The sequence below is a fragment of the Acidaminococcus sp. HCP3S3_G9_1 genome (assembly GCF_052122455.1).
In the GTDB taxonomy this organism is placed as follows: Bacteria; Bacillota; Negativicutes; order Acidaminococcales; family Acidaminococcaceae; genus Acidaminococcus.
The window spans coordinates 44164-69796 of the sequence record NZ_JBQKCH010000014.1; the positions used below are offsets into that span (position 1 = coordinate 44164).

Annotated in this window: 30 protein-coding genes and 1 pseudogene; 13 read left to right on the forward strand and 18 right to left on the reverse strand. The window is 46.2% G+C overall.

What is annotated here, in order from left to right; genetic code table 11:
- Positions 1–9 precede the first annotated feature (9 nt).
- The 4 genes and pseudogenes from ACTQY1_RS09130 to ACTQY1_RS09145 all read right to left on the reverse strand — a co-directional run bounded on the left by ACTQY1_RS09130 (position 10) and on the right by ACTQY1_RS09145 (position 2289).
- Positions 10–1138: pseudogene (locus tag ACTQY1_RS09130) on the reverse strand (DUF2800 domain-containing protein).
- Positions 1128–1436: an rRNA biogenesis protein rrp5 gene (locus ACTQY1_RS09135; protein ID WP_441374096.1), complete on the reverse strand. Its 309-nt coding sequence runs from the start codon at positions 1434–1436 to the stop codon at positions 1128–1130. The pseudogene ACTQY1_RS09130 and the gene ACTQY1_RS09135 overlap by 11 nt, the downstream one beginning before the upstream one ends.
- Positions 1402–1587: a hypothetical protein gene (locus tag ACTQY1_RS09140; protein ID WP_441374097.1), complete on the reverse strand. Its 186-nt coding sequence runs from the start codon at positions 1585–1587 to the stop codon at positions 1402–1404. The genes ACTQY1_RS09135 and ACTQY1_RS09140 overlap by 35 nt, the downstream gene beginning before the upstream one ends.
- Before the next feature lie 126 nt (positions 1588–1713).
- A complete protein-coding gene (locus ACTQY1_RS09145) occupies positions 1714–2289 on the reverse strand; it encodes an RNA polymerase sigma factor (RefSeq protein ID WP_441374098.1) in 576 nt (191 codons plus the stop codon).
- 336 nt (positions 2290–2625) lie between these two features.
- Here ACTQY1_RS09145 and ACTQY1_RS09150 point away from each other — a divergent pair, with 336 nt between their 5' ends.
- From ACTQY1_RS09150 to ACTQY1_RS09175, 6 genes are all read left to right on the forward strand, one after another.
- Positions 2626–3774 carry an ABC-three component system protein gene (locus ACTQY1_RS09150; RefSeq protein WP_441374099.1) on the forward strand — a complete coding sequence of 383 codons (1149 nt, stop codon included), beginning with the start codon at positions 2626–2628 and terminating at the stop codon, positions 3772–3774.
- Positions 3758–3973 (forward strand): ABC-three component system middle component 7, encoded by a 216-nt coding sequence (locus ACTQY1_RS09155; protein WP_441374100.1) that lies wholly within the window; start codon positions 3758–3760, stop codon positions 3971–3973. The genes ACTQY1_RS09150 and ACTQY1_RS09155 overlap by 17 nt, the downstream gene beginning before the upstream one ends.
- A gap of 305 nt (positions 3974–4278) precedes the next feature.
- Positions 4279–4629 (forward strand): hypothetical protein, encoded by a 351-nt coding sequence (locus ACTQY1_RS09160; protein WP_006555381.1) that lies wholly within the window; start codon positions 4279–4281, stop codon positions 4627–4629.
- Between the two features lie 46 nt (positions 4630–4675).
- The gene (locus ACTQY1_RS09165) at positions 4676–5485 is read left to right on the forward strand and encodes an IS3 family transposase (protein ID WP_441374101.1); all 810 of its coding nucleotides are present in this window, start codon (positions 4676–4678) and stop codon (positions 5483–5485) included.
- A gap of 275 nt (positions 5486–5760) precedes the next feature.
- Entirely contained in the window at positions 5761–6615 is an 855-nt protein-coding gene (locus tag ACTQY1_RS09170) for an extended-spectrum class A beta-lactamase ACI-1 (protein WP_006555379.1), read from the forward strand.
- A 1124-nt stretch (positions 6616–7739) separates the two neighbouring features.
- On the forward strand, positions 7740–8960 hold the full coding sequence (locus ACTQY1_RS09175) for an MFS transporter (protein WP_002584949.1): 1221 nt from the start codon (positions 7740–7742) through the stop codon (positions 8958–8960).
- 80 nt (positions 8961–9040) lie between these two features.
- On the opposite strand, the gene ACTQY1_RS09180 is transcribed toward ACTQY1_RS09175, so the two are convergent.
- Together ACTQY1_RS09180 and ACTQY1_RS09185 are read right to left on the reverse strand one after the other, a co-directional pair.
- Positions 9041–9841 carry a helix-turn-helix domain-containing protein gene (locus ACTQY1_RS09180; protein ID WP_002575858.1) on the reverse strand — a complete coding sequence of 267 codons (801 nt, stop codon included), beginning with the start codon at positions 9839–9841 and terminating at the stop codon, positions 9041–9043.
- 78 nt (positions 9842–9919) lie between these two features.
- Positions 9920–10183: a hypothetical protein gene (locus tag ACTQY1_RS09185; protein WP_002575859.1), complete on the reverse strand. Its 264-nt coding sequence runs from the start codon at positions 10181–10183 to the stop codon at positions 9920–9922.
- Positions 10184–10411: 228 nt separating this feature from the next.
- On the opposite strand from ACTQY1_RS09185, the gene ACTQY1_RS09190 reads away from it, so the two are divergent.
- From ACTQY1_RS09190 to ACTQY1_RS09210, 5 genes are all read left to right on the forward strand, one after another.
- Complete coding sequence (locus ACTQY1_RS09190; protein ID WP_002575860.1) at positions 10412–10825, forward strand: cysteine-rich VLP domain-containing protein; 414 nt, start codon at positions 10412–10414, stop codon at positions 10823–10825.
- A 111-nt stretch (positions 10826–10936) separates the two neighbouring features.
- Entirely contained in the window at positions 10937–11332 is a 396-nt protein-coding gene (locus tag ACTQY1_RS09195) for a replication initiator protein A (protein WP_002575861.1), read from the forward strand.
- A 173-nt stretch (positions 11333–11505) separates the two neighbouring features.
- Positions 11506–12450, forward strand: coding sequence for a MobV family relaxase (gene mobV, locus ACTQY1_RS09200; protein ID WP_002575862.1), 945 nt, complete (start codon positions 11506–11508; stop codon positions 12448–12450).
- Positions 12434–12646, forward strand: coding sequence for a hypothetical protein (locus ACTQY1_RS09205; protein WP_002584948.1), 213 nt, complete (start codon positions 12434–12436; stop codon positions 12644–12646). The genes mobV and ACTQY1_RS09205 overlap by 17 nt, the downstream gene beginning before the upstream one ends.
- A 94-nt stretch (positions 12647–12740) precedes the next feature.
- Positions 12741–14252 (forward strand): recombinase family protein, encoded by a 1512-nt coding sequence (locus tag ACTQY1_RS09210; protein ID WP_002575864.1) that lies wholly within the window; start codon positions 12741–12743, stop codon positions 14250–14252.
- A gap of 88 nt (positions 14253–14340) precedes the next feature.
- On the opposite strand, the gene mutT is transcribed toward ACTQY1_RS09210, so the two are convergent.
- From mutT to ACTQY1_RS09235, 5 genes are all read right to left on the reverse strand, one after another.
- The gene (gene mutT, locus ACTQY1_RS09215; protein WP_441374102.1) at positions 14341–14745 is read right to left on the reverse strand and encodes an 8-oxo-dGTP diphosphatase MutT; all 405 of its coding nucleotides are present in this window, start codon (positions 14743–14745) and stop codon (positions 14341–14343) included.
- Between the two features lie 716 nt (positions 14746–15461).
- The gene (locus ACTQY1_RS09220) at positions 15462–15611 is read right to left on the reverse strand and encodes a hypothetical protein (protein WP_441374103.1); all 150 of its coding nucleotides are present in this window, start codon (positions 15609–15611) and stop codon (positions 15462–15464) included.
- A complete protein-coding gene (locus ACTQY1_RS09225; protein WP_143025731.1) occupies positions 15608–15808 on the reverse strand; it encodes a hypothetical protein in 201 nt (66 codons plus the stop codon). Before ACTQY1_RS09225 ends, ACTQY1_RS09220 begins: the two co-directional genes overlap by 4 nt.
- Positions 15809–15925: 117 nt before the next feature.
- The gene (locus tag ACTQY1_RS09230) at positions 15926–17218 is read right to left on the reverse strand and encodes a tyrosine-type recombinase/integrase (RefSeq protein ID WP_441374104.1); all 1293 of its coding nucleotides are present in this window, start codon (positions 17216–17218) and stop codon (positions 15926–15928) included.
- A 68-nt stretch (positions 17219–17286) separates the two neighbouring features.
- Positions 17287–17496 carry an excisionase gene (locus ACTQY1_RS09235; RefSeq protein ID WP_317423089.1) on the reverse strand — a complete coding sequence of 70 codons (210 nt, stop codon included), beginning with the start codon at positions 17494–17496 and terminating at the stop codon, positions 17287–17289.
- A 431-nt stretch (positions 17497–17927) separates the two neighbouring features.
- Between ACTQY1_RS09235 and ACTQY1_RS09240 the strand changes: the two genes are divergently transcribed.
- Both ACTQY1_RS09240 and ACTQY1_RS09245 read left to right on the forward strand, forming a co-directional pair.
- Complete coding sequence (locus ACTQY1_RS09240) at positions 17928–19109, forward strand: J domain-containing protein (protein ID WP_441374105.1); 1182 nt, start codon at positions 17928–17930, stop codon at positions 19107–19109.
- A 174-nt stretch (positions 19110–19283) separates the two neighbouring features.
- Positions 19284–20333 (forward strand): hypothetical protein, encoded by a 1050-nt coding sequence (locus ACTQY1_RS09245; protein WP_302122880.1) that lies wholly within the window; start codon positions 19284–19286, stop codon positions 20331–20333.
- A gap of 454 nt (positions 20334–20787) precedes the next feature.
- Here ACTQY1_RS09245 and ACTQY1_RS09250 read toward each other — a convergent pair whose 3' ends face one another.
- The 7 genes from ACTQY1_RS09250 to ACTQY1_RS09280 form a co-directional block, all read right to left on the reverse strand.
- Complete coding sequence (locus ACTQY1_RS09250; RefSeq protein WP_154488270.1) at positions 20788–21129, reverse strand: hypothetical protein; 342 nt, start codon at positions 21127–21129, stop codon at positions 20788–20790.
- Between the two features lie 438 nt (positions 21130–21567).
- On the reverse strand, positions 21568–21810 hold the full coding sequence (locus ACTQY1_RS09255; RefSeq protein WP_154488269.1) for a hypothetical protein: 243 nt from the start codon (positions 21808–21810) through the stop codon (positions 21568–21570).
- A gap of 94 nt (positions 21811–21904) precedes the next feature.
- Positions 21905–22447 (reverse strand): hypothetical protein, encoded by a 543-nt coding sequence (locus ACTQY1_RS09260; protein ID WP_441374106.1) that lies wholly within the window; start codon positions 22445–22447, stop codon positions 21905–21907.
- Positions 22448–23078: 631 nt separating this feature from the next.
- Entirely contained in the window at positions 23079–23582 is a 504-nt protein-coding gene (locus tag ACTQY1_RS09265) for a flavin reductase (protein WP_302707427.1), read from the reverse strand.
- A gap of 28 nt (positions 23583–23610) precedes the next feature.
- On the reverse strand, positions 23611–24255 hold the full coding sequence (locus tag ACTQY1_RS09270) for a flavodoxin family protein (protein WP_022487521.1): 645 nt from the start codon (positions 24253–24255) through the stop codon (positions 23611–23613).
- A gap of 75 nt (positions 24256–24330) precedes the next feature.
- The gene (locus ACTQY1_RS09275; RefSeq protein ID WP_022487520.1) at positions 24331–24657 is read right to left on the reverse strand and encodes a cupin domain-containing protein; all 327 of its coding nucleotides are present in this window, start codon (positions 24655–24657) and stop codon (positions 24331–24333) included.
- 132 nt (positions 24658–24789) lie between these two features.
- On the reverse strand, positions 24790–25338 hold the full coding sequence (locus ACTQY1_RS09280; protein ID WP_441374107.1) for a TetR/AcrR family transcriptional regulator C-terminal domain-containing protein: 549 nt from the start codon (positions 25336–25338) through the stop codon (positions 24790–24792).
- Between the last annotated feature and the right edge of the window lie 295 nt (positions 25339–25633).

Below are 25633 nucleotides of genomic sequence, written 5' to 3' on the forward strand. Positions count from 1 at the left end.
AGTTCCTCCTTAATTTTCTTTTCCAAAATCATCGACTGCTGTATGCAGGGCCGGCCGCTTGTCCGTTTCCGGTACCAGGACCGGTTTGCCCTCCGGCTTTTTAATAAGATCCGTCAGCAGTTCATCGAACCGCCGCTTTCCCAGCAGCTTGGTGAGAGCCGTAATGCCCATGAGCTTCTTCTCATAGGGGGAATACCCGGCTTCCTCCACCTTGGCTGCCACCGCTTCTTCGCTGACATACCGCCGATTGGACCGGCCTTCCACCAGTTTCCACCCGGCCCAGTTCTTGCCGGACAGGGCCTGCTGCAGGGCATAATCCTTTACATCCCCGGCCCAGCTCATCAGTTCATCGGCTTTGGCCAGGATTGCCTCTACTTCGGCATCTTCCAGGGTGGAAGGCATGGCAAAGTCGTACTTGGCCAGTTCCAGGTTGTACTCTGCCCGTTTCCGGCAGGTAGCCTTAATCTTGCAGAACCGGCAATGATCACCGGCCTTATACTCCCCTTCTCCCTTTGCCGCCAGTTCTGCGGTGGGCTTTAGGACTGCTTCCGCCCATTGGAGCAGGTCTTCCTTGGACAGGGTATAGGTGCTGACGTTTTCCCGCCGTGGCTGGAAGATGGTCATGGAAACCTTCTGGATATCGTAGATTCCGTCAAAAAGATCCAGGGCACCCAAGGCATAACACATCATCTGGGGATTTTTCTCTGCGTCTACCAGGACCCCCCAGCCCATGCTTGTAGTCGATGACGGAAAGGGTATCGTCCGCCACAATGAGGCAGTCTCCCGTGCCGAACCCTTCCGGCACCCACCGGGAAAAGTCCAGGCGCTGTTCTACCAGGACCAGGGGATCCTTGCAGGTTGTTTTGGCAGCGGCCAGGGTCTCCAGTACAAACTGGGCGTAGGAATCGGTACATTCGGCCATTTCCTCATCAAAGGTGGTGAGGGATTTCGTGGGATCCTTCCCTTTCTGCCCCAGGGCCAGCTTGACCTTGTATTCGCAGAGAGCATGGGCTTCCGTCCCCTGTTTGGCAAAGTCACTCTGCACATCCGGCAGCTTGGCACATTCCAGGGCCGAAGGGGGACAGGCCAACCACCGATAACTGGACGAAGCGGAAAGAACCGCGTGGTTACCCGGCATGGCCCATCACCTCCAGGTCTTTCAAGAAGGCATCATACTTTGCCGCATCCAGGCTGGACAGTTTGTCCGCCCCGTAGTGATGGATCAGGTTCCGGACGTCTTCCGTAAATCCCTGCCGGGATTTGTCCGCCGCCACTTTCCGCACATCTTCCAAGATGAGCTTCTTGGGGGCTGGCTCTTTCTTTGGGGGCTCTGCGGCCGGTTCTTCCTTGACTCCCAGGGTTTCTGCAATCTTCAGCAGGGCTTTTCCGCAGGTTTCCAGTTCAGCGGCCAGGCTGGCCATCGTTTCTTTTGTCATAAAGTTTGACTCCTTTCGCTTTTCTCTTCATGCGCAGCATCATAATGTTCCGAGCAGCCCGTTCGGCTGTGTCGCTGATTTTCATCAGCACCCCGGCCAGTTCCCGGTCCAGGGCCTGGCTTCGTTCTCTCAGAATTTGTCCATTTTCCATGGCTTGTCCTCCTCTCCAGGGGCTTCTTGTTTTGCCCTTCACTCATAACAGGACAATTCCACCTGGTTTAAGTACCGATTTTGGAAAAATCCGGCCAGAAATTTTCCGGCCGGATGTGCCAAACCTTTACCGATAGTCCTCCAAATGTTCCCGAAGCTGTTCCAGGAGCTTATGCTTCCTTTTGTTAACCCCTTTCTGAGAAAGGCCAACTTCCCGGCCGATGTTTTCTTCACTGATTCCGTTGCTAGCCATGTTCAGAATAATCTGGTCCAAGTCTTCCAACTTGGCCAGCTCCTCACGCAAGGCTTTCAGAAGTTCCTCTTTCACCAAAATCTCGTCCAAACTATCCTGCCCAGTTTCATCCATAAATCCGTATTCCACTTCACACAGCTGCTCAAAGGAAACTGCCATATCCCAGCCTTGAACGGACCGGTCCACCCGATGTTCTTCCTGGGCCTGCTCCCGCTTCCGCCGTTTTTCAGCCAGCCGTTGCTGCCGTTTGTCTTCCTTCCATATCGGCCGCATGTAGGCCTCATACTGTTCTTTGGTGGCCGGAATGGGGATAGCGCGGACTAGCCGATTCCCAATTTTCAACCACTGCTGTGGTGCGTTTTCAAATTCCTTCGTGATGATAGTTCCCTCCTTCACTTCCAGGGGAATGTAGTACTGCTGTTTGACACTGTTTTTCGCTTGATTGGCCATGTGCGGACTCCTTCGCAAAATGCGAAGCGAAGATCCACACAGGCAGCCTGTTGTAATCGGTCATAGGTGCTCCTCGCTCCGTATGGCCAACCATCCCAGTAGGCTGACATATGTTAACTCGTTAGACCGTCTCTCAGCTCTGGGCACTCCCGCGTCCGGGGGTGAACTTTAAGACGGTATTTCCTTCTTCCCAAAACGGTAGCAAGCCGCTATACATTTTCAGGAAGTGAAAGAAATGATAAAATTAAATTACATCCCTACTATACAAAACGCCCCATCCAAAAATTGGATGATTTGGGAAACCATAGGAAAAATAGGAAAACAAGGAGACCCATTATGCTGTTCAACGAGGTCATACATGCTGTTCGTCCTTATCTTATGAAAGATGCAGACGTTCCTAATTTCATGCGTAATCTTATCCAGATGCTTTGCAACATTCCTGAGGATGAGTGGTATACAAAAAGAGATCCATCCTCAGAAGAAAGCTATAAGGATGGATCTCTCAGAAAATTTTACACAAAACAACTCAGCAAAAAATTGGCGAAAAAAATATTGTCCCGTTTAACACGTGATAATTTTATTGAATCGATTTATTCTTGCAATCGCTCAGATGTTGTACTAGATGGCTTAGCTCAAGCTATAACACCATTCACAGAGGGTGTAACCAAAGATAATGTCGGAGAAGTCTTATTTGATTTGTTAAAACGTGGACTCGAAGAACTTGTTGATCCGGCATTGGAAATCACACGACAAAAAGAAGAAGCACAATATAAATCGAATTTATTAAAAGGAAAATATGGCAGCGGATTATTAGAGGATTGTAACAACACCTGCTCTATGCCAGGTTGTTCACACCATCTTCAAAAGTTCGCTGATAACGGAATAAGTACACCTGACTATGAGGTTCTTATTATCAATGAAAGGAAAGGAGCCTCTTTCTCAAACATTTGCGCTGTTTGCCATGATTGCTTTGAAAAATATATATTGAAACATTCGGCAAGCGAGCGCAAAGAACTTCAAGCGGTAAAAGATTTACAGACTGGCACTCGAGAGGCAAGAAAAACATTATCGGAAATAAATATCGATAAGGGGATTGAGATGGTTGTCGAGAGCCTGGTGAACCTAAAGCCTAGCACTTTAAGTTCCTTGAATTACGAGCCAACGTTCATCGCAAATAAAATTGATGAAAGTAAAAACCTTTTCCTGGCGGATACTGTAAAACTTTATGTTACAAAATATTTTTTCTATATTAAACAAACCATGCAAAACTTATCACGTCAGAAGCAATATTCAGACGAATTAATACGTGCTGAAATAAAAACCATTTACAATCGTCTAGAAGCTAAAGGACTTTCACAACTCGAAATTTATGAAAGCATGTCTAAGCAAATACATAATTTAACAAAGCAAGAACTGATTTATTGCAATATTGTAATCTGTTATTTTATTCAATCCTGTGAGGTATTTCATGATATTACCAAATAAATTATTTTCATATAATGAGAGTGTTTTGTCTAAGATTCCTTGTGTCCTAAGTAATCTGGGCTCACCAAAAACGCCGGTTGAGCTTCTACGCCTATGTAAAAACATTAACGGTCCTGTAGAACTCGTTGATGTTCTAGATTGCTTATATGCCCTCAAAAGAATCACATTAAATGACAAAGGAGAAATCGAGAAATGCTGATAGAAATATCTTGTTCTAAATTTAAAACTAAAAAGCACCCCACGGAATATATATACTTTCACCCTGGTCTAAATGTTGTATTAGGAAACAAAAATGGGGCAAATTCTATTGGAAAATCCACTATGCTTCTGATAATTGATTTTGTATTTGGGGGCTCATCTTACTTAAAAAGTGATGCGGTTTGAAGTGGTAAACTAAAATTGGACACGGAGGGGGTAATTTTTGGACATACGGTGTATACTGTACGGATAGTACGAAATTAATTATCGGACAGAAATTCTCCCTCACAGGACAGGAGGTTTGCCGTGAAGTACACAAAAGAACAGAGATTGGACATTGGCCGCCGCATTTACGACGGCGAAATCAGCCGGTATGAAGCTGCAGAGGAATACGTTATCAATGAGCAGACGGCACGGAATTACATGAGAATGTACCGGGATGCCAACCAGTTGCCGCCCAAGCAGGGACGAAGAAGCATCTGTGCGCCCTCGTTCAAGAAAGCTCCGGCAGAGCTGGATGAACTGAAGGCGATGACAAAGGAAGAACTTATCCAGGAACTAATCAAGGCCAAGATAACCGAGGCACGGCTAAAAAAAGGCTACGAGGTGAAGGGGGATGGTACTGTAATTCTGTACGGCAACAAGATTATCAAGTAATCATGGAACTATCCGGAGAAATTCCGGTAAGCTTCTTTGCAAGACAATGGGCATCCAGAGGAGCAGTTTCTACGCTTGGAAAAAACATCTTTCTCAGCCGTCGGGCAAAGAAAAGCGCCTTTTGAGCAACGTCCTGCTGTTCCAGGAGTACCATTGGAAGTATCCATCGCACGGCTATCGCTGGCTGAACGCCAAGATACGGTTGGACAAAGAGATTGTCCTGTCCGATCCCTATGCCCACAAATGCTGTAGGATTGCGGGAATCAAGAGCAAATCCAAGCACTACAGGTACAAGAAGGCTGGCGATCCAGCGCGGATATTTCCCAACCTGCTCATGTCTGAAATGCAGATCGATGGGCCAATGCAGTGCATCGTGAGTGATATGACCGCTTTTTATGTGAAAGGCATCTACCATGAACTGACTCTTTATATGGATCTATGGAACAATGAGATTGTCAGTCATTCCCTCTCTGCAAAACGCGGTGATCGCATGACTTACATCAGCGGACTGGAAAATCTGATTGAGTGGCAAAAACGGCATCCGGAGCACCAAATGGTTCTCCATTCTGACCAGGGATCGGTCTACGCCTCCAAAGCCTACAACGAGCTATTGCCCATGTACGGCATCACCCGATCCATGTCACGTGCCGGGACCCCCACAGACAATGCCGCTATGGAGTCCATCAATGGATGGATCAAGGCGGAGCTGTTCATGGACTTGCATGTGACCGGCGAGAAACCGGTCAAGGAGGAGGTGGATGACTACATTCTTTTCTTCAATGAACAGAGGCCAGCCTATTCCTTAGGCTACCTGACGCCGAAGCAGTATCGGGAACGTCACACGCCCATCTGCTGATCTCGTCTGCATTATCGATGGCATGGTTTGTCTAACAAGCTTGAAGGATGTCAGAAAAGTTGATGAATCTTGTACATCGATTCGTTTTTTATGCCTGATTTTTTTAGTTTTGTGTCCAATTTTTGTTGACAAGTGCAAGTGACTGCATCTTTGATTGTATGAAGTGATGTATTAGTAATGGCAATAAGAGTGCTAATTGCTGATGATCACGCTCTATTGAGCCAATACGACCCGTTGAATTTGGCGGGTCGTTCAACAGATAGTAGGAGGTTATTATGAAGAAATTTTGTTTTTTGTTTTTGATAATCTGTGGCTTGATGGTTTTCTGCCTTCAGGATTGTCAAGCGCGGCAGAAATTAAATCTTGCTGATCTGGAAAATAAATATAACGCCGTGATTGGTGTTTACGCCGTTGACATGGAGAATGGAAAAAAAATTTGCTACAAACCTGATACGCGTTTTTCCTACTGCTCGACACACAAAGTTTTTACGGCTGCAGAATTGCTAAGACAAAAAAATACCTCCGATTTGAATGAAATTCGTAAGTTTTCGGCGGAAGATATTTTGTCCTACGCGCCAATCACCAAAGACCATGTTGCTGATGGCATGACGCTGGCGGAAATTTGTTCGGCATCGCTCAGGTGGAGTGACAACACGGCGGCAAATTTAATTTTGCAGGAGATCGGCGGCGTGGAAAATTTCAAGGTGGCACTTAAAAATATTGGCGACAAAACTACCAAACCTGCGCGAAATGAACCTGAACTTAATCTTTTCAATCCAAAAGATAATCGTGATACTAGCACGCCGAGACAGATGGTAAAAAATTTGCAAGTCTATATATTCGGCGATATTTTGAGCGACGACAAGAAAAAACTGCTGATTGATTGGATGAGCGACAATTCCATAACCGACACGCTTATCAAGGCAGAAACTCCGCAAGGTTGGAAAGTTATCGACAAGAGCGGTTCAGGCGATTATGGGGCGCGGAATGATATTGCCGTGATTTATCCGCCCAATCGCAAACCCATTGTCATGGCGATAATGTCGCGCCGCACGGAAAAAAATGCAAAATCTGACGACGCTATGATTGCGGAGGCGGCAAAACGAATTTTTGATAATTTAGTATTTTAAAGGGGCTTGATAGCATCGGTATTGCCGATGGGCAGAGAGGGCCATCACGCAAAAATATTTCGCCAAACATTTAGGTCAGTTTACAAGGAACTACACGCAGACCGTGAAACGGGCTGCTGACAACAAACGGCGCTATGCTCCCGGCTGGGTGCATAGCACCTGTTTGTTGCGGGGGTTTCCAAAGGGGGCAGCGCCCCATTTGGCACACGACTTTGCGGAGCAAAGTGTAGTGTGTTATACGCTCTGTCGGCGTTGCCCTGAAAATACCGTTGCCGCCGGGGAGGGCAAGGGCATTTGACGCGGCAGGAAAGCAGGGCTTTGTTTGGGGCTGGTAAGCCGGAAACAAAGGGCTGATTTCAGCAGCAGACAGGGCGTATTATGAAAGCCCCCGTCCCTCGTCCTCCGCCCCCGGCCTATGGGACAAAAAGTCCCAAAGCTCTGGACACCGTGACCAGATGTGTGGCCACACTCCGGGAAAAGTAGCAGGACGGCAGGAAACCGTCAAGGCTGAAATGAATGGGCTGACGCCCGGCCTTGACCGTTCCCCGCCGCCCCGCTGGATGGGTGGACAAGGTGGCCAATCCCTAAAAGTGTTTGGCCGCACTCGTTCATTTTGGGGCCTTTCTTCTCCCAAAATTGAAATGGGCGGGAAAGCCCTAAAATGGCTTTCCCGCCTTGATTACCCATTAGCAAAGACGGGCGAGACTGTCAACGGCGGCGCTGAAAGCGCCGTTCATCTTGACCGTTGACTGGCTCGCCTGGCTTTGCTACTGCCCGTAAGAGATGGAAAAACAAGATGGAAAACAAGGTTAAAAATGGTTGACAAGTCTATCGGATGTGTGTTATACTGTGCGACAGTTTGAGATTGGAAGGAGGCTTACGTGTGTTAATTTGTGTACGCTAATAAGCAATAAAAAGTAGAAGTACCTTTCCACATGATGGTGGGCTTTTTTTGCGTGCGTATGCAAAGGAACACGTAGGTTTGACACGAGCAGTCTTTGAACTGTATCGTGGTGTTTTTTCGTGCTTTGTTGTTATGCAGGCGTCTGCCCTCTCTGTGGGACAACGCCTGCTTTTTATTGCAGAAACAAAGGAACAATGCAATAAAAAAGGAGGTTCGCATTATGACCCAAAACAACAATTCATGGAGAAAAACTTATTTTACACTTCTTGCCGGACAAGCAATATCCTTTATTAGCAGCGGTATTTTGCAAATGGCCATTATCTTTTATTTGGTTGCGAAAACTAATTCTGCAATCATATTGACGGCGGCAACACTGATTGGATTTTTGCCGCAAGCCTGTTTAGGCCCGTTTGCAGGTGCTTTTGTTGACCGGCACAGCCGTAAAAGCGTAATGATTGGTGCGGATTTGATAATTGCCGCCGCTGGCGGTATTCTGGCGCTGGTGGCGTTTTACATGGAATTGCCCGTATGGTCTATTATGGTTGTCCTGTTAATCCGAAGTGCGGGAACTGCTTTTCATTCTCCAGCATTCAGCGCAGCAACACCTATGATTGTGCCAAAAGAGGAACTTACAAAATGCGCTGGTTACACGCAGACCATGCAAGCAGTAAGTGCGATTATCAGTCCAGCTGCCGCAGCGTTTTTATATGCTGTTTGGCCTCTTAATGCAATTATATTGTTAGATATTGTGGGTGCAATCCTTGCCTGTGTGACTGTTGCGATTTCGTCCATACCAACGCCTGAACTATGTCCAGAAACGAAAAGACAACAGTTTTTACAGGATATGAAAGAGGGGTATGTGGTATTAAAGCAAAACAGGGGCCTCTTTGCTCTGCTCTGGATTGGTGTAATTTATATGTTCTTTTATATGCCAATCAGTACGCTTTTTCCTCTCATCTGTATGTCATACTTCAAAGGAACACCGGCCCATGCCTCTGCCGCTGAAATTGCTTTTGCGGTTGGTATGCTGCTTGGCGGAGTCATTCTGAGCATTTGGGGCGGTTTTAAGAAACGGCGGTACACCATCGGTCTTTCCGTTCTCCTGATGGGCGTTAGCAATATGCTCTCCGGGCTTTTGCCGCCAGACGCATTTCTTGTCTTTGTTGTGTGCTGTACTGTTATGGGAATTTCCGCTCCATTTTACGGTGTGCAAAATGCGATTTTTCAAGAAACGGTCAAACCAGAATATCTGGGGAGAGTTTTTTCTCTACTGACAAGCGCCGCTTCCCTCGCCATGCCGTTTGGCCTTGTCATTTCCGGGCCTCTGGCGGAGCGGCTGGGAGTTGAGAAATGGTTTGTCATTTGCGGAATTGGCATTATCATCGTTGCGCTTGCCGTATTTTTACTACCCGGTTTGAGAGAGATTGACAATACGCAATAATCAACTGCACCTTTTTCTATTACTAAACAAAATGCCTGGATGGTGGTTCTGAAAAACCAGAACCGCCGTTCAGGCATTTTTTATCTTCGTCCTCTCTGCGGTTTTGGATTCTTCAGCAAGTCGGATTTTTCCGCAATCTTTTTCAGCCACTTCCGTTCTTCTACTGACAGCTTCCTAAAATTCAGCTTGAGCCGTTTGCAGATAAACGCCAAGTACGCTTGTTCCGTGTCGCTGTCCTGGCTGACGATTTCACCAGCAGTTTCCAGCATTTCTTTTAGCGGGTTATCCTCTGGGACGCTGAAAAAATCGTCCTTGTGTGTTTCCCGCAGAGCAAGGGCAATCCCGTTTATGTCCCGTTGTATCACATAGCGGCAAAACTCGTCCTCATCAATATGGGCGGTGATAAGCTGTCTTAACTGCGTATCACTCATGCCAGGATTATGCTTTTTTATAACAGTTGCGCTCATCGTGTCCACTATGGCGTTTGCACCCTGCGCCTGTTTCAGTGCCGTTCCGTTCACATAGATTTCAAGGTCAGCCATCAGCCGGGGGAAATCCGGGTGCGCCGCCAGCTCACACAGCAGGGTATTGTCTATCCTCCCGCTTTTCAGCAGGTCAATCATTTCATCACTCAAACGCAGGTCTGCAAGATCGGCGTTTGGGTGATTTTTCATTTCAGACAGCCCCAGCAGATAATCAGCGGTCACACCGTAAAACTTCGCCAGCCGGATAAGGGCATAGTGGCTGATGTCCTTGAAGTCTTCCGTTTCGTAACTGCCCAGCGCAGACTTGGAAAGCCCGGTCTGCTCCGCAAGCTGCCCCAGCGTCAAGCCACGCTCCACACGTAGGTCTTTTAATCGCTCTTGTATGGATAAAGACATATTCACCCTCCTTGCTAGCTCAACGAAAGAGAAGCCGTTATGCTATGTACTATGCTCATAGCATAACGGCATAGGCATTTACAGTTTTATTTTACCATTTGCTACATCTTCACGAAATTTATCAACAAGCTTCGCTGTCAGCTTGGATTTACCGTAGTGTTCAAGTACAAAAGTACGATAACTTTTTCCATCTACAAGCACATCACTTTTTCTGGTCAACAACCAATTTCCGTTACCTCCTCCCTGTTCTCTAATATTCCAGTCTTTCCCATATCTTTTATAGATTTCATCTTTTTTACCTTGAACAGACATTGATTCGCTTGGAATATAAACAATTTGCATAATAGCTCATCCTTTATTTTGTGCAAGAAGACCAGAAACCTGAATTTGTCTTTTATCTTTTTTTGATTATATCACAAATCCGAGAGCGTGGAAATAGGGAGTTTTTCAGGCTGATTTCCTACCTCTTGGATATACGGCACAGGCGGTCAAAAAGGTGTAGACTTGGGATAGTTCATCGATGGACAAGCACCTTGGAAACAGAACACGCCAAAGAAAACGGAGGGACGCATGAGCAAAAGACCCTATCAACACCTGCCGCCGCTGGAACACAGGCCGGACGGCTCCCCCTACCGCATAACCCCGCCCCAGAAGAGACGAGCCAGCGGCCTGATACGCCGGGAGTGCTGCAACTGCGAGGACGGAAACTGCCTTGCGCTGGACGATGGCGACACCTGCGCCTGTCCGCAGATGATTTCGTTCTCCGTCTGCTGCAAGTGGTTCCGCTGGGCGGTCTTGCCGCTGGACAGGACGCTGGAAGCGGAGATTTACCGGGACAGGGACTTGAAACGCTGTGCGGAGTGCGGCGGTGTGTTCGTCCCGAAGTCCAACCGGGGCAAATACTGCCCGGACTGCGCCGCCAGAGTTCACAGGCGGCAGAAAACAGAAAGTGAACGGAAAAGGAGGTCTGCTGTGGACAGTTAAGAGCGGGAAAAGCCTTGATTTGCAAGGCTCCGCAAGCCCTCAACCGGGGCGGCTGGTATCATTTATCATTCGCCCCGGAAAACGGGCCTCTAACCGTCCACAAAACACGCTATGACAAACACGATTTATATTCACCAGCCGGAAAAGGCGTTCAGTTTCACCCGGCTCCCCAATTTCCTTTTTGAAGCACCCACATTCCAGCCCTTGAGCAACGAAGCGAAGGTGCTGTATGCCTTTGTCCTGCGCCGGGCGGAGTTGTCCCGGAAGAACGGCTGGGCGGACGAGTACGGGCGGGTCTACCTGTACTACCCCATCTGCGAGGTGGTCGCTTTGCTCCGCTGCGGGCGGCAGAAAGCGGTCAACACCCTGCGGGAGTTGCAGTATGCGGGGCTGGTGGAAATCCAGAAACAGGGCTGTGGAAAACCCAACCGCATTTACCCGAAATCCTATGAAGCGGTTCCAAACACCGACTTCAAGAAATCCGGTTATGGTACGCCGGAGGGCTGAAAACCGTACTTGGCGAGTACGAAAATCAATCCTCTTGAAGTACGGAAATCTGACGGTATATAGAAATACAGAGATTAAAACCATCTATTTACATTCATTCCATTCCAATCCTATCAGAGATATTTTCGGCGGGAAAACCCGCCGGAAAGGAATGGAATGGGGAAAGGAGTTCAATGGCACAACACGCAATTTTGCGATTTGAGAAGCACAAGGGCCACCCGGCGGGGCCGCTGGAAGCCCACCATGAACGGAAAAAGGAGCAGTACGCCAGCAACCCGGACATTGACACCAGCCGGAGCAAGTACAATTTCCACATCGTCAAGCCGGATGGCCGCTACTACCATTTCATTCAGAGCCGCATCGAGCAGGCCAGATGCCGCACCCGCAAGGACAGCACTCGGTTTGTGGACACGCTGATTACCGCCAGCCCGGAGTTTTTCAAGGGCAAGTCCCCAAAGGAGATAGCGGCCTACTTCCAGAGGGCGGCGGACTTCCTCATTGACCGGGTGGGCCGGGAGAACATCGTTTCGGCTATGGTACACATGGATGAAAAAACGCCCCATCTGCACTTGGTCTTTGTGCCGCTGACAAAGGACAACCGCCTGTGCGCCAAAGAAATTATCGGCAACCGGGCCAATCTGACGAAGTGGCAGGACGATTTTCACGCCTGTATGGTGGAGCAGTACCCCGACCTGGAGCGTGGGGAAAGCGCCAGCAAGACGGGCCGGAAGCATATCCCCACCCGGCTGTTCAAACAGGCGGTCAACCTCTCCAAACAGGCGAGGGCCATTGAAGCGGTTCTCTCCGGCATTACCCCGCTGAACGCCGGAAAGAAGAAAGAGGAAGCCCTCTCCATGCTGAAAAAGTGGTTTCCGCAGATGGAGAACTTCTCCGGGCAACTGAAAAAATACAAGGTCACAATCAATGACTTGTTAGCGGAAAATGAAAAGCTGGAAGTCAGGGCAAAGGCCAGCGAAAAAGGCAAGATGAATGACACGATGGAACGGGCGAAGTTAAAAAGCGAACTGGACGATATGCGGCGGCTGGTTGACCGTATCCCGCCGGAGATTTTAGCGGAACTGAAACGGCAACAGCGGCAGCATGGAAAGGAAAGGTGATCTTATAAGTAATATCAGATACAAAAAGGAAATCGAAATCGTGACTTTTCAGGGAAAGGAAATCACACTGGAAAATCTCTCCCCGGTGTTCACGCCGGAACAGGAAGCAGCCAAACGCCGGGAACTGGAACAGCAGCTTTATGAGGTGTTCCGCAAGTACGCCGACAAGCGGGAGAGTGAGGAAGCCGGGACATAAGGTTTTCCAAACCCATCATTGATTTGCGGGGCTGCTGGCGGTATAATAGAACTGTCAGCAGCTCCGTTTCTTTTTTAAGAAAAGGAGCGACAATATGAACAATCGGATAGACGCAATCTATGCAAGACAATCGGTAGACAAAAAGGACAGCATTTCCATTGAAAGCCAGATTGAATTTTGCAAATACGAGTTGAAAGGCGGTAACTGCAAGGAATACACAGACAAAGGGTACAGCGGCAAGAACACAGACCGTCCGAAGTTTCAAGAACTGGTGCGGGACATCAAGCGGGGCTTGATTGCAAAGGTCGTGGTTTACAAGCTCGACCGTATCAGCCGTTCCATTCTGGACTTTGCCAACATGATGGAGCTGTTCCAGCAGTACAATGTGGAGTTTGTGTCCTCTACGGAAAAGTTTGATACCTCCACGCCGATGGGACGGGCCATGCTGAATATCTGTATCGTGTTCGCCCAGCTTGAACGGGAAACGATACAGAAGCGGGTAACGGACGCTTACTACTCCCGCAGTCAGCGGGGCTTTAAGATGGGCGGGAAAGCCCCTTACGGCTTCCATACGGAGCCTATCAAGATGGACGGTATCAACACAAAGAAGCTGGTGGTAAACCCGGAGGAAGCGGCCAATATCCGGCTGATGTTTGAGATGTACGCCCAGCCCACAACTTCCTACGGGGACATTACCCGGTACTTTGCCGAACAGGGGATTTTGTTCCATGGCAAAGAGCTGATACGCCCCACGCTGGCGCAGATGTTACGCAATCCTGTCTATGTGCAGGCAGACCTTGATGTGTACGAATTTTTCAAAAGTCAAGGTACAGTCATTGTCAATGACGTTGCCGATTTTACGGGCATGAACGGCTGCTATCTGTATCAAGGGCGAGATGTAAAGGCCAGCAAGAAAAACGACTTAAAAGACCAAATGCTGGTACTGGCTCCCCATGAGGGTATCGTCCCCTCCGACACCTGGCTGACCTGCCGCAAGAAGCTGATGAACAACATGAAAATCCAGTCTGCCCGGAAAGCCACCCACACATGGCTGGCAGGAAAAATCAAGTGCGGGAATTGCGGGTATGCTCTTATGAGTATCTACAATCCCTCCGGCAAACAGTATCTCCGCTGCACGAAACGGCTGGACAATAAAAGCTGTCCTGGCTGTGGGAAAATCATCACTTCGGAACTGGAAGCGGTTGTTTATCAGCAGATGGTAAAGAAGCTGGCAAGCTACAAGACGCTGACAGGAAAAAAGAAAGCGGCAAAGGCAAACCCGAAAATCACCGCCCTGCAAGTGGAACTTGCCCATGTAGACAGCGAGATTGAAAAGCTGGTGGACAGTCTGACGGGGGCAAACAATGTCCTGTTCTCCTATGTGAATGTGAAGATAGCGGAACTGGACGGGCGCAAGCAGGAACTTCTGGCAAGGATAGCGGAGTTGACTGTGGAGGCCATCAGCCCGGAACAGGTCAGCCAGATTTCCGGCTACCTCGATACCTGGGAGAATGTATCTTTTGATGACAAGCGGCGTGTGGTGGATTTGATGATCACCACCATAGCCGCCACAAGCGACAGCTTGAACATCACATGGAAAATCTGACTGGCGGCACCCCTCCCGTCAGATACCTACCCTGTGTAGTCCCTTGTAAACTGTACTTTATTGTATTATTAATAAACTGCAGTAACTTTTAATCAGATAAATTATTGGCCAAGTATTTCCGCAGCTCACCCACCACAACCCGATCCGCCGGCAGCCAATCCACGCTATCCAGCTCATCATAAGAAAGCCATCTGGCAGCTTCATGCTCCAATAAGGTCAAATTGCCCCGTTCCACTTTGCAGAGAAAGCACTGCATGGAAAGATGGAAGGTGGGATAGTCGTATTCCACAGTGGTGAGAATCTTTTCCACCTGGATTTCCGTAGCCAATTCTTCCTGGATCTCCCGTTTGAGGGCCTGTTCCGGTGTTTCCCCGTGCTCGATCTTGCCACCAGGAAATTCCCAGCCGTCTTTGAATTCTCCGTATCCCCGTTGGGTGGCGAAGACTTTGTCCTGGTTGATGATCAGTGCAGCCACAACATTGACTGTTTTCAATGCGGTCTCCCCTTTTCCCCATATTTACAATACATTTTATTATACCATGGAAGCTATGTAAAATTCAGGACAACTAAAAAAAGCCGGGGCAGGAACTCCCACCACGGACCATCTCCCTTGCCGTACCCTTTCCTGCGAGCAAGTTTTCCTATATCTGAATGTAAATTCACTTCATAACAAAAGCGCCCTAAAAAGCTCTCTTTTCTTTCCTGATTTGCAAAGTTTTACGTGCGTTGTTCAGAACACACAATATATAGTTATCTTCTTCCAACAGGCCACTATATCTTGCGATTAGTAGTAAAACAGGTGTTCTTCTCTTGTACATTTGTTTCTGTTATCCCCAGTTTATGCGCCTCTCCAGGCCCGCGCACCTCGTAGTGCCATGGCAGATAAATAGTATTTTGATCATGGACACGAAACTCCCTTCTATGCCGAAATATGCCGATTTAATGCGGTTTTGCAAGTTCCACATGTCCACATAAAGCAGGACAAAATTTTGCAAAAGCGGCACAACTTTCCCCATTGTAGTAGTAAAAATGGTAGTAAAACGGGATGTTATTACTACTGCACTTTTTGTGGGGTGAATTTTTTCTCTGCTATTATAGCAGAAAAGCCACACACTCAACCAGACCTCTCTGGAGAAGCCCAGAACTATGGCATTCATGGTCCCCTCCTTTTCAGGTATAAGAAAAGCCCGCTGCCGGGGCAGGGGGCTTTTAAAACTCATAATTTTTAATTTCTGGAAGATTTTCCCATTTTTTTATTTTTTTTAATCTTTCCTGTTCTGCTTTTATTTTTTCATCAAGTTCATCCACTGACAGATTAGAGTAATCCACTGGGAACTCTTTATAACAGTAAAATTTCATGGACTCCACTTCCTCCATTTTAACCCATGAGTTTTTTCAAACTGTTCTAATGCCTTTTCTCCAGATTCAAATTCAGTATATCCAATTCTCCTATATTTTTCAATTGTCCTATCAAATAAAGACTGAGAAATTACCTTTTTTGAAGGCTTATACATATAAACGCTTCCCAGCTTCCACCGGTAGGCAAATGCCTTCATGTTGCCTTTCATGGCATGGAACGTATATTTTCATCATTTCCGTGAAGAAAGATAGAAGTTCTTCACCTGACTGTGGACTCGTGACTAGTGACTAGTGACCGTTGACTGTTTCTCCCCTCACGCCTTATTGGGAAACCGGATCACCTTGGGCTGGATTTCTCCCACCTGCTCCAGTTCTTTTCGGACGTTTTCCATCTCCTTCTGCTGCCGAGCCTGGATGAGTGCCACTTCTTTCTGGGCGTCATCGAACTTGATGTGGGTGTACACATTCAGGGTGATGGAAATGTCGCTGTGCCCCATCAGGTACTGGAGAGTCTTGGCACTGACCCCGGAAAGGGCCATATTGGTGCAGTAGGTATGGCGACAAACATGGGGCGTAATCCTGGGAAGCTGATATTTATAGATGCTGTTGTGTTTCCGCACGATAAGTTTGAAATAATGTTCCCAGCGCAAGGCTACTGTTGGATGTCCATTCACATCATAAAAAAGGAATTTCCCCACCCCATCGATGATGGGTTCTACCTTCGGCGGTCTTCTCCGCTCCAGGATAGCCGCAAAGCATTGGTAGACCTCATCGGTCATGGGCAGCAACCTGGCCCCCGCTTTGGTTTTTGTAGAAAGAATGTAATATTTTCCATTCCCCTTTTGGAGCTGCTTGTCCACGTTGATCGTCCTTTTTTCCAGGTCGATATCGTTCACCGTCAGTCCGCAGAATTCTGATACCCGCAACCCCGTATGGAACAGGATGAAGATTCCTTCATAATATCTCTTGTAGTGGGAGTCGTTTTTAATGAAATCCAGAAAAATCCGCATATCTCTTTTTGAAAGAGCCTCCCGCCTTACGCTGTCGTTGATCAGGACTTCTTTCAGTTCGAAGTTAAAGGGATTTCTCCACAAGATTTCATCATCCACGGCCATTTGGAAGGCGGGCCGCACCACACCCCGGATGCTGTGAATGGAACTGTAGCTCTTTCCTTCTGACTGTAACTTGACCAACCATAATTTGGCATCGGACATTTTCACCTTCCCAATAGCCTTCTGGGAAAAGGGCTCTTTCTTCAGGGCATTGACCACAAACCGGTAATTGGTCAATGTGTTTGGTTTCACACTCTTTTTGAGAAGCAGATAGCGCTGAACCAGTTCCAGGACGGTCATGGAATCGCTGTTGGCATTGGGGCAGATCACCAGGCGGACCTCCAGGCTGTCTTCCATCTCCCGAAGGGACCGGCAAGGCTTTCTTCCTGGGGGCAATGGGTCCGTAGGCTCCAGTTTCCAGCTGTAAAAGAATTTGGGTTTGCCATCCACCATGTATTTAAATTGGTACTTACCATCAATCCGAACAGACTCTCCCGGCCGTAGGATCCGTCTTTTCTTATCTCTTCGGATCCGGCCTGTCATACGTTTTTTCATTGCTTTTCCCCTTTCGTTTCTTTTGGCATCCTATACATCACTCTGAAGACAAAATAAGTCAACTTCTATCAAATACACGAAGTTTGGCGAAGGAATTGTTCAAATTCTTCCCGGATGATGAGCACTTTCCGTCCATTATGAATCAAGAACCCGGCACCAGGGTCTTCGGCAGCCATTCTCCGAAGTTTCTTTTCCCCAATATGGAAATACTGACTGGCTTCTTTCAGTGTTAACGTAAAACGCTGGTTCAATGGCAGCTTTTGGCTTTGTTCTTTCATGATCAGTTTCCTCCTAAAATTTCGTTTCTAAGAGTAGCAGGACAAGAATGGCAGGAATAAGTACCCATAACGCACAAAAGAGCCATGGCAGGAATTCCCACCATGGCCTTCTTCATTTCCGCACCAAAGCCGCCAGCAGCACCGTCCCTATCCCGTAAGCCAGGTTCCGCTGGTTTTTTAGCCGTTTCTGTGTCCTATTGTTTTCTTTCTCGTACGCGACTAAGGATTCTTCCTGCCTGATCTCGACGTTATCGTTGAAATATTTTTTATAATGCATTAATTTCAAAAATACGATAGAATAAAAACATCAATATATTTGTTCACCTAAATTATTCTCACGGAAGGATTCAGTCACTCAAAGGTTGTCATTCTTTATTTGCAATCCCAGATGGAGTCATTTCCCTAGAGATATCCTTCAGGAGGCATTTTAAATGGTTGATTATTACGAAATTTTAGAGGTGCATCCAAAAGCATCCCAAGAAATAATTAAAAAAGCCTACTTTACTTTGGCCAAAAAATATCATCCTGATGTATATCCAGATAAGGAATTTGCCGTTAAAAAAATGGCAATTTTAAATGAAGCTTATGATGTATTAGGAAATCCTGACAAAAGAAGAGCTTTTGATGCTCAGAGAAATGGAACTGCCAGTAAAACAACCCAAAATAATCAGAGTCGAAACACATCTTCTTCAAGAAGAAACTCATCCCAAAACACGAACGAAAGACAGAAACAACAATATCAAGATGACAGTACATACGATGACCTATCACCATTGCAAATTTGTATTCTCCGTGCCTTACATTTAGCCAAAGAAAATGGTGAAAAAATATACAATCCAGAGGATCCATTAACATTAAGGCGAGTAAACGGAATTGGCTTTACCTTAATTGGAAAAAAAGAAGAAGATAAATATAGCGGAAGCTATATTAAATCATACTGGTTTACCATTCTATGGATTCCTGTTTTTCCTATAAAAGAATATCGTGTTTTGAGTCCTTCCCTGGATTCATACATTATCATAAGTTCTAGGCGATCTTCCGGATTTAAATTATTGCAAGCTGTTGCATTTGCTATATGGGGCTTAATAATTTTTGCAGGCGTAAGTTCATCGAATTCTACAAGTAAAAAATCTCAATCGCCAAAAGCTCCATATAAAGCAGTAAATAAAGCCCCTGCTAAAGCAGCCCCAGTAAAATCCGCTTCTAAATTGACTCCCAAAAAAGGTGTAGTAACAGGATATGTCAAAGGAGAACCCATTAAAAATAATAAAGGGTATAGCACGATCGAAGTCGACAATTCCCAGAACAGTGCACCAGTTTATGTGAGGATTTGGTCCTTAGATGGCTCCCCTAGACCTGTACGGTGTTTTACCATTAGAGAGGGTGAAAAATTCACAGCAAAAAATATAACTCCTGGGAACTATGATGTCCGTTTTAAATATCTTTATGAAGAACAAGATGCTAAGGCTGGATCAAAATCACAACCAGTAAAAATAGAAGAAAAACCCAGTCCCTTTGGAGATGGAATTCAATATACAAGCTATAGTTTGACACTGTTTACGGTAAGGAATGGAAACACACGCATGGACGAAATTTCTATAGATGAAATTTAGTTCTAGCAAGTACCGTTTTGTTGAAAAGGGATATAGAAAGGTTTACGGATTTTGACTCACCAGCAGTCGTTTCAGGGTAGTTTTTCGCCCATTTAGTCTGATATAATCAAAATAAGAATTCTTGCCATAAATCCTGTGAAGCAATCATTGCAAAGTCGAGAAAGGACAATTCATATGAATGTCAAAAAAATAGGAAAAAATTTTCCTAAGCACATTCGCTTTATTGATAAGGTCATTTTTACGGATGGCGGTTACTTTGACGGATATAAAAAGACGACTGTCCACTTTTCCGGCGATCAGGCAATCCTTAAGGCAGAAACTATGAATCCCCCATCCGAATCAGGCCTGGTTTACACCAGAGAAATGCCGAAACACATGTTCCTGTATAGAATCATGGGCCTCCACATTGGAGGGTGGAACAGAGAGTATATAAACCCGGAAGTGCTGGACGGTGAGCAATGGGAACTGGAAATCCACTTTTTCGATGGGCACAAGCCTGTAAAGATTTATGGCAGCAATGCTTACCCACCATACTTTAATGAACTGCAGCATCTTATGACTGTTCCGCCAAAGAGAAAGAAAAATCCTTTTACGAAGAAGGTAGATAAATTCGTCCAGGAACATCATATTCAGACACTGGGTGGATTAAACCTGTACCAAGAGGAATTTTCCTGTTTTGAATGGAGTGCCCCTGTCATCCAGCAACCCAGCCTTTTAACAGAGTACGTGCATCTCATCGGTCTCATTGGAGCCAAAATAATTGATGTAAATGTCATTGATGATCCTGGTATACCGGTGATACCTGGTCGTGCTTCTCTCTGGCAATTCGACTGGAATAATGAACTTGTCCTGATTACGGACCGCGGGAATTTTGAAATTGAATACAATGAATCAAGTTCTGTCCGGATTTCTAAAGACTGTATACCAAAGAAATTCTACTTTCTCGATAAATTGGAAGATGGCGAGTTGGATTTGAAACCGTTGTTTGCCTATTTAAAGAATGATCGAATCGTTGATATTACGACCAAAAGCCAAACCTATTATGAAGCGGATGACGAATTTACCGGATCCTGCGGAATTTACCTTGAAGAAGATTTTCCTGCCTATATCAAAGAATTTCGCCTGCTCCTGGAAAGCGGAAGACAGCTTGCTTTTACCAGTATATATGATGATGGCATCATTTCCTTATATGACAAAAACAATCAGCTGGTACGGCTGGATTAAGCAGGACAGTCAACTAAAAAGAGCCATGGCAGGAACTTTCCCACCATGGCAGCATTCATTTCCCCACCAAAGCCGCCATCAGCACCGTCCCTATCCCATAAGCCAGGTTCCGCTGGGCCTTCAGCCGTTTCTGTGTTCTATTGTTTTCTTTCTCGTACGCGGCTAAGGATTCGTTGGCAATCCGCAAGGATTCTTCCTGCCTGATCGAGGTCCTCTCCAGTTCTTTCAATTGATTCCCGAGCAGACTGGACTGTTCTTACTACTGCACTTTTTGTGGGGTGAAATTTTCTCTGTTATTATAGCAGAAAAGGAGGGGGTATAGGCAGGCGGGAATGAGTCGAATGTGAAGAATACCGGCCCGTAGGGGGCGCCCGGAGAGCAGAATTTTCTTACACTCGTCCAACCGTGCATAATAATCACTCTGCAGAAGTTGGAGTGCATAAATCGATGATTTTTATCTAAAGATATCCTTCAAGTCTTTAAACTGATATTTAATAATGCCAAGTATTCTTTCATTCGAACCATGATATTTTTCTACTTCTAATATATCTAAAGCTGCTATAGCGTATTCTGCTACAACTCCGCCATAACTTGCAAAATCCGTACCTTTGGCAATCTCTTTTAAAAGACTAACGCACTCATCAGATCTATTATTATAGATGATGGCAGCTATAATACCAATGATTTTAGTTTCCGGTGATCCCTTTAAATATTGTAAAAGAACATTGGAATCTCCACGTTTGAGACCCGCAAATATATTCTGTGTTTTTTCTTGTTTTAATTGTGTTGATTTCATTTTCTCCAACACCTCGATTTTTTATATGCAGTCTTTTTAATTTTCTACTTCCTGAAGGTTTTTCTTGCTTTATGTTCATTATAGCAAATGCCCTATCCAAAAATCACGACAGAAAAAAGCCCGTAATCCCTCGACTGCAGGCCTGCTTTTTGCCCCCTGGGCGGCCGGGGATGGGCTTCCCTGCGGGGAGCCCCTACACCGTTGGGGTCATAGGTTCGTGCATCTAACGGGAACGCCGGGCCTGCGAGTCCTACGGCATTGCAATGGCTCGCGGCTCGTCTTTCTGCACCCAACTCCGACGCAGACGTGGTAGGGGTTCAACCAAGGCAAATCAATCCTGGCCACCACAAACTCAAAGTCAAAGATTCAGAATTAGGAATGCCAGTTTTCCTGTCTTTCGCCAGGTCAATCATGGATGTTCACCGTAATCTTTTTTGTTCAATACCAGAGAACCGTATATTTTTCAGGGTAAAATCCCTGTTTGTAAAATTTATGAATCGTTAAAACTGCATGCCTTGCATAAGCATCCCACTTCTGTGGATCTCGTTGAACCAGTTCTAGTTCGCCGGTTGTTTTATCGATAGCAATCAATCCATACCCGTATTCATTCTCTTTACCTTCTGGGACATATTTATAGGCAACTTTTTCCTCCGTAATTTCCTGCAAAAATAAATCGACCATTTTGCTATGCTCCTGCTTGACACGCCTTACCCTGGCCGGCCAGCGGCCGAAAGTCTTTATTCGATTGAGGTCCTAGTAACTGAGTGGCGAAGATTTACAATCCTATCGTTGGGTCTGCCCCATACCAGGTTTCAACATCCCGTTTACGCTTGTCTTCAGTATGATCGTTCCAGACTACGTTATCAATCCAGGATATCCCAAACACATAGTGTTTAGTTTTTGTATTCCTGTCAATCAGGAAAGTCATTCCATTTTTCAGATATTCCACATCATAATCATATCGATCAGAGAACCGTACATTTCCTATGTATCCTGACTCACATTCAAGACCGATGGACATTTTAAACCCGCAATCATTATAAAAGCTTTGACATTCCAGACAGTCACCACTTTCCGGCATTCTTTCATAGGATAAACCAGTTTCAAAAACACATGCCAGGGTATGATTCTCTCCATCAGGGGTAAAATGGATGGCAATCTGATATCTTCCCAGAACATGAGGACACTTTCCTTCCAAATTCCTTCCCCTTTGTGCAACATAGGGGATTGGTTTTCCATCGATCAGGATTTTGATTTTGCCAAAAGGTGTTAGAAGCGTTTTCGTTTTCTTTTCATCATCAGCCGTCATTAAATTCACCGTCCTCTCCTGTAAATACTTCGGTATCAGGAGACACTTATCCCCATGAGATCGATCCCCACATTGCTGGCATTCTATGGTGAGGCAGGATTCCGATTTTTCAAATCTTACTGTTAAGAAGCTACCGCACTCGGGACATTTTTAATTTTCAACATCTTGGGCAGACCCATAAAAAATCGTATTTTCCAATTCGTCCCATGGATTCAATGGAGCACCTTTTCCCTGTTCAATAGAGTAGATTTGATGATCCGTCAGACTCTTAACCTGCTGTGAAGGTCCAACATATCTTACCTTCATTTTTCTCTCCCTCTGGTTCTTTTTACGCACAGCCGAATTTATCTTCCTGCTTTATATTCATTATAGCAAATGTCCTGTCCAAAAATACCGACAGAAACAGGCCCGCAATCACTACGACTGCGGGCCTGTTTTTTTGCCCTCTGGGCGGCCGGGATGGGCTCCCCTGCGGGTAGCCCCTACCACGTTGGGGTCGGGCACTCTCGTTTGATCTGTTGGACGGTGACAATATGGGCATCGGGGGTACGATAAAAAACGAAACTCCCTGCCCTCCCTGGTTCCCCGACCCTGACGGAGATTATGATTATGTGGCGCTTATAGGGTTGATAGCCGGGATTTACCGGATGGTCTCGATGATTTCTCCGATATACATCGTGTGCGGCACACGGCCTTTGGTATAGAATCCCTCGATGACATCCGCTGGCATTTGCCCCAGCTGAAGCTCATGGCGGTAGATTTTCCGGACGACAAAAGTAATCTCTGCTTCTTCGTAGGTCACGCCATGCTCCAGATATTTTGGGGTGAGACCGCTGGCCTTTGCTTTATCCATATCCCGGCCGGATTTGCTTCCCATGATGCCGAGAGCTTTCTGATACTTCTTGTTGTCAAAGAACGAGACAGTGTAGTAGTCGCTCTTTTCCATGAAACCATACGTATAACGCGCCGGATTGACAAATACTGCGCAGACATTCTTCCCCTTGTGAGGCATACACCAGAGTGTTCCCAGCATACCCCAGCTAATCGTCATCAAATTGAAGGCGTCTTTATCGCCGGCGGTCAGGATGCCCCATTGGTCATCAAAGAGTTTGAAAATCTCTGGCTGAAAATCTTTTGTATTCATAAAAGTTTATCCTTTCACAACAAAACAGTTACTGCTGACTGGCCAGTCTCTTTCCAAGATCAAATGCCGCCTGCAGGTCTTTCGGGAATTGCTCGGCGTGATGCGCTTTCTTTTTCGTTTCATCCCACGATGCCATACGGTATCGGCTGTAATCCGGTACCTGCAGCGTATCGCAGGAAGCCAGTATTTCCGTTTTCCCGTTCAGGAAATGGAACGGCCAGAAGTATTCTTCCATGCGCGGTTTGTAGTGCTCATCGTAGTAGTTCTGGTCTGCATTCATCGTAAGGATAATGCCGACATCGATTTTTCCCGTAAACGTGCTCTTATAATCATCATAGGATAGTGCCGGAAAGGTCGAGCGGACCATAAAGGAACGGACCTCGCCCGTTGGTTCCCCGAAGTAAATTGGCGAGCCGATGATAATTGCATCTGCCTCATAGACTTTCTCCAGCGTTTCCGTCAAGCCGTCCTTCCAATAGCATTTCCAAGGCACGGCAATCTTTTTATTCTTACATGCCAGGCAGCTGCGACAGTCGGTAAAGTTCAGATTATATAAGTCAATAGTCTCGACGCTGGCTCCGGCAGAAACAGCACCTTCCCTGGCAGATGCCAGGAGTTTTGCAGTGTTGTTGTTCTTCCGGGGGCCACCATCCAGTATCAGTATCTTTTTCATAGGAATCTCTCCTCCTCTATGATTTTTTGTTGATATCGCCAATGTACTCATAACCGCAGGCCGCGCAAAAATAGATTATGCTTCGCCGTCACACGGATCGTCGACGTAATCAACTTCCGCATAGCCAGCGCAAAGTGTGATTTGATGTTTCTTATTGCCTGGGATGACGTATGTATCGCCCTGCTGATACGTCCTGGTTGCGCCATCCATTGTCAACAGGCATTTACCGCTGACAACAATTGTCCACTGTTCCGCATGGGCATGCTCTGGGAAATGGACTTCTTTTTCCGCACTGACGAAGTAGACCGTGCCTGTAGACGTATGGTCCACGCGAACCGTCAGCCCTTCTATACCATAGTCACGTTGTGGAACATGGCGGATGATTTCTGGAAAAACAGACATATGGATACTCCTCCTGAGTAGGTTCCTTGTTTTTTTCAACTGAATTATAGCACGGGAGGAAGGCAGAATCTCGTTAGAAAATCGTGTGTTTCTAAACGAACTTGTCATTTTGTGCAGAATGCCAACCTGCCATTAAAGCAGACGCTTCTTTAATGGTTCTGGCATGGCGAGGACAAGCAGTTCGATAAAATTATCGAGAGGAATTTTTTGCCCACCAATAAACCAGTCCTGAATCATCTCAGAGATAGAACGCATATAGTACTTAGCCAAAAAATTGATTTCTGTAGGAAGTGCATCTTCTTTACCTAAAATACGCAGGCGCTCACGCAGTAAATCAATGGCGTAGTCATTAGTCGCATAGCGGAAGGAGGTCTGCCCTGCTGTGTTTTTCAACGCATTTAGGAAAAATGACTGTTTATCCGAAAGGGTAGTGCAGAATACACGCAACGCATCACGCCAGCTGATTTTATTGCCGAGTTGGCTGAAAGTCGGCTCAATTTCTTTGTTATAGATAGAAGCCAGTAGTACATATTTATCCGCAAAATGATTATAAAAGGTTGTCGTTGTCATGCCGCAGTTGGTGACAATTTCTTTGACCGAAATCTTGTCAACGGATTTCTTCCCAGCAAGTTCAATGAGGGAAGCAGCCAATAACTGCTTCGTGGTAGGCCGTTCAATCATAAAAGTCTCCCCTTCATTCATGGATGAAAATAGTAAAACGGGTTCTTCCTACTGCCAAACTTTTTGTAGGGTGAAACTTTCCCTATAATTTATAATTATAGCAGAAAAGAGGGGGATGGGCAGGTGGGAAATGGGGCATAAGTGCAGAGTGAAGAGCGCAGAGTGCAGAGCATCCCCCTGGGCGGTAAACCGTACCCCTTGTCAAGGACAGTTTCTAAAAGTAGGACCCCTTGTTTTAGACAGTTCAACAATCCTGGTACCTTTAAAATGGACGTTTGGTAATTGTCTATCAGAA

Coding starts and splice junctions, on each gene's coding strand:
- ACTQY1_RS09135 (WP_441374096.1), bottom strand. CDS start 1,436: ATGACAAAAGAAACGATGGCCAGCCTGGCCGCTGAACTGGAAACCTGC.
- ACTQY1_RS09140 (WP_441374097.1), bottom strand. CDS start 1,587: ATGGAAAATGGACAAATTCTGAGAGAACGAAGCCAGGCCCTGGACCGG.
- ACTQY1_RS09145 (WP_441374098.1), bottom strand. CDS start 2,289: ATGGCCAATCAAGCGAAAAACAGTGTCAAACAGCAGTACTACATTCCC.
- ACTQY1_RS09150 (WP_441374099.1), top strand. CDS start 2,626: ATGCTGTTCAACGAGGTCATACATGCTGTTCGTCCTTATCTTATGAAA.
- ACTQY1_RS09155 (WP_441374100.1), top strand. CDS start 3,758: ATGATATTACCAAATAAATTATTTTCATATAATGAGAGTGTTTTGTCT.
- ACTQY1_RS09165 (WP_441374101.1), top strand. CDS start 4,676: ATGGGCATCCAGAGGAGCAGTTTCTACGCTTGGAAAAAACATCTTTCT.
- ACTQY1_RS09170 (WP_006555379.1), top strand. CDS start 5,761: ATGAAGAAATTTTGTTTTTTGTTTTTGATAATCTGTGGCTTGATGGTT.
- ACTQY1_RS09175 (WP_002584949.1), top strand. CDS start 7,740: ATGACCCAAAACAACAATTCATGGAGAAAAACTTATTTTACACTTCTT.
- ACTQY1_RS09180 (WP_002575858.1), bottom strand. CDS start 9,841: ATGTCTTTATCCATACAAGAGCGATTAAAAGACCTACGTGTGGAGCGT.
- ACTQY1_RS09185 (WP_002575859.1), bottom strand. CDS start 10,183: ATGCAAATTGTTTATATTCCAAGCGAATCAATGTCTGTTCAAGGTAAA.
- ACTQY1_RS09190 (WP_002575860.1), top strand. CDS start 10,412: ATGAGCAAAAGACCCTATCAACACCTGCCGCCGCTGGAACACAGGCCG.
- ACTQY1_RS09195 (WP_002575861.1), top strand. CDS start 10,937: ATGACAAACACGATTTATATTCACCAGCCGGAAAAGGCGTTCAGTTTC.
- mobV (WP_002575862.1), top strand. CDS start 11,506: ATGGCACAACACGCAATTTTGCGATTTGAGAAGCACAAGGGCCACCCG.
- ACTQY1_RS09205 (WP_002584948.1), top strand. CDS start 12,434: ATGGAAAGGAAAGGTGATCTTATAAGTAATATCAGATACAAAAAGGAA.
- ACTQY1_RS09210 (WP_002575864.1), top strand. CDS start 12,741: ATGAACAATCGGATAGACGCAATCTATGCAAGACAATCGGTAGACAAA.
- ACTQY1_RS09220 (WP_441374103.1), bottom strand. CDS start 15,611: ATGAAATTTTACTGTTATAAAGAGTTCCCAGTGGATTACTCTAATCTG.
- ACTQY1_RS09225 (WP_143025731.1), bottom strand. CDS start 15,808: ATGAAGGCATTTGCCTACCGGTGGAAGCTGGGAAGCGTTTATATGTAT.
- ACTQY1_RS09230 (WP_441374104.1), bottom strand. CDS start 17,218: ATGAAAAAACGTATGACAGGCCGGATCCGAAGAGATAAGAAAAGACGG.
- ACTQY1_RS09235 (WP_317423089.1), bottom strand. CDS start 17,496: ATGAAAGAACAAAGCCAAAAGCTGCCATTGAACCAGCGTTTTACGTTA.
- ACTQY1_RS09240 (WP_441374105.1), top strand. CDS start 17,928: ATGGTTGATTATTACGAAATTTTAGAGGTGCATCCAAAAGCATCCCAA.
- ACTQY1_RS09245 (WP_302122880.1), top strand. CDS start 19,284: ATGAATGTCAAAAAAATAGGAAAAAATTTTCCTAAGCACATTCGCTTT.
- ACTQY1_RS09250 (WP_154488270.1), bottom strand. CDS start 21,129: ATGAAATCAACACAATTAAAACAAGAAAAAACACAGAATATATTTGCG.
- ACTQY1_RS09255 (WP_154488269.1), bottom strand. CDS start 21,810: ATGGTCGATTTATTTTTGCAGGAAATTACGGAGGAAAAAGTTGCCTAT.
- ACTQY1_RS09265 (WP_302707427.1), bottom strand. CDS start 23,582: ATGAATACAAAAGATTTTCAGCCAGAGATTTTCAAACTCTTTGATGAC.
- ACTQY1_RS09270 (WP_022487521.1), bottom strand. CDS start 24,255: ATGAAAAAGATACTGATACTGGATGGTGGCCCCCGGAAGAACAACAAC.
- ACTQY1_RS09275 (WP_022487520.1), bottom strand. CDS start 24,657: ATGTCTGTTTTTCCAGAAATCATCCGCCATGTTCCACAACGTGACTAT.
- ACTQY1_RS09280 (WP_441374107.1), bottom strand. CDS start 25,338: ATGATTGAACGGCCTACCACGAAGCAGTTATTGGCTGCTTCCCTCATT.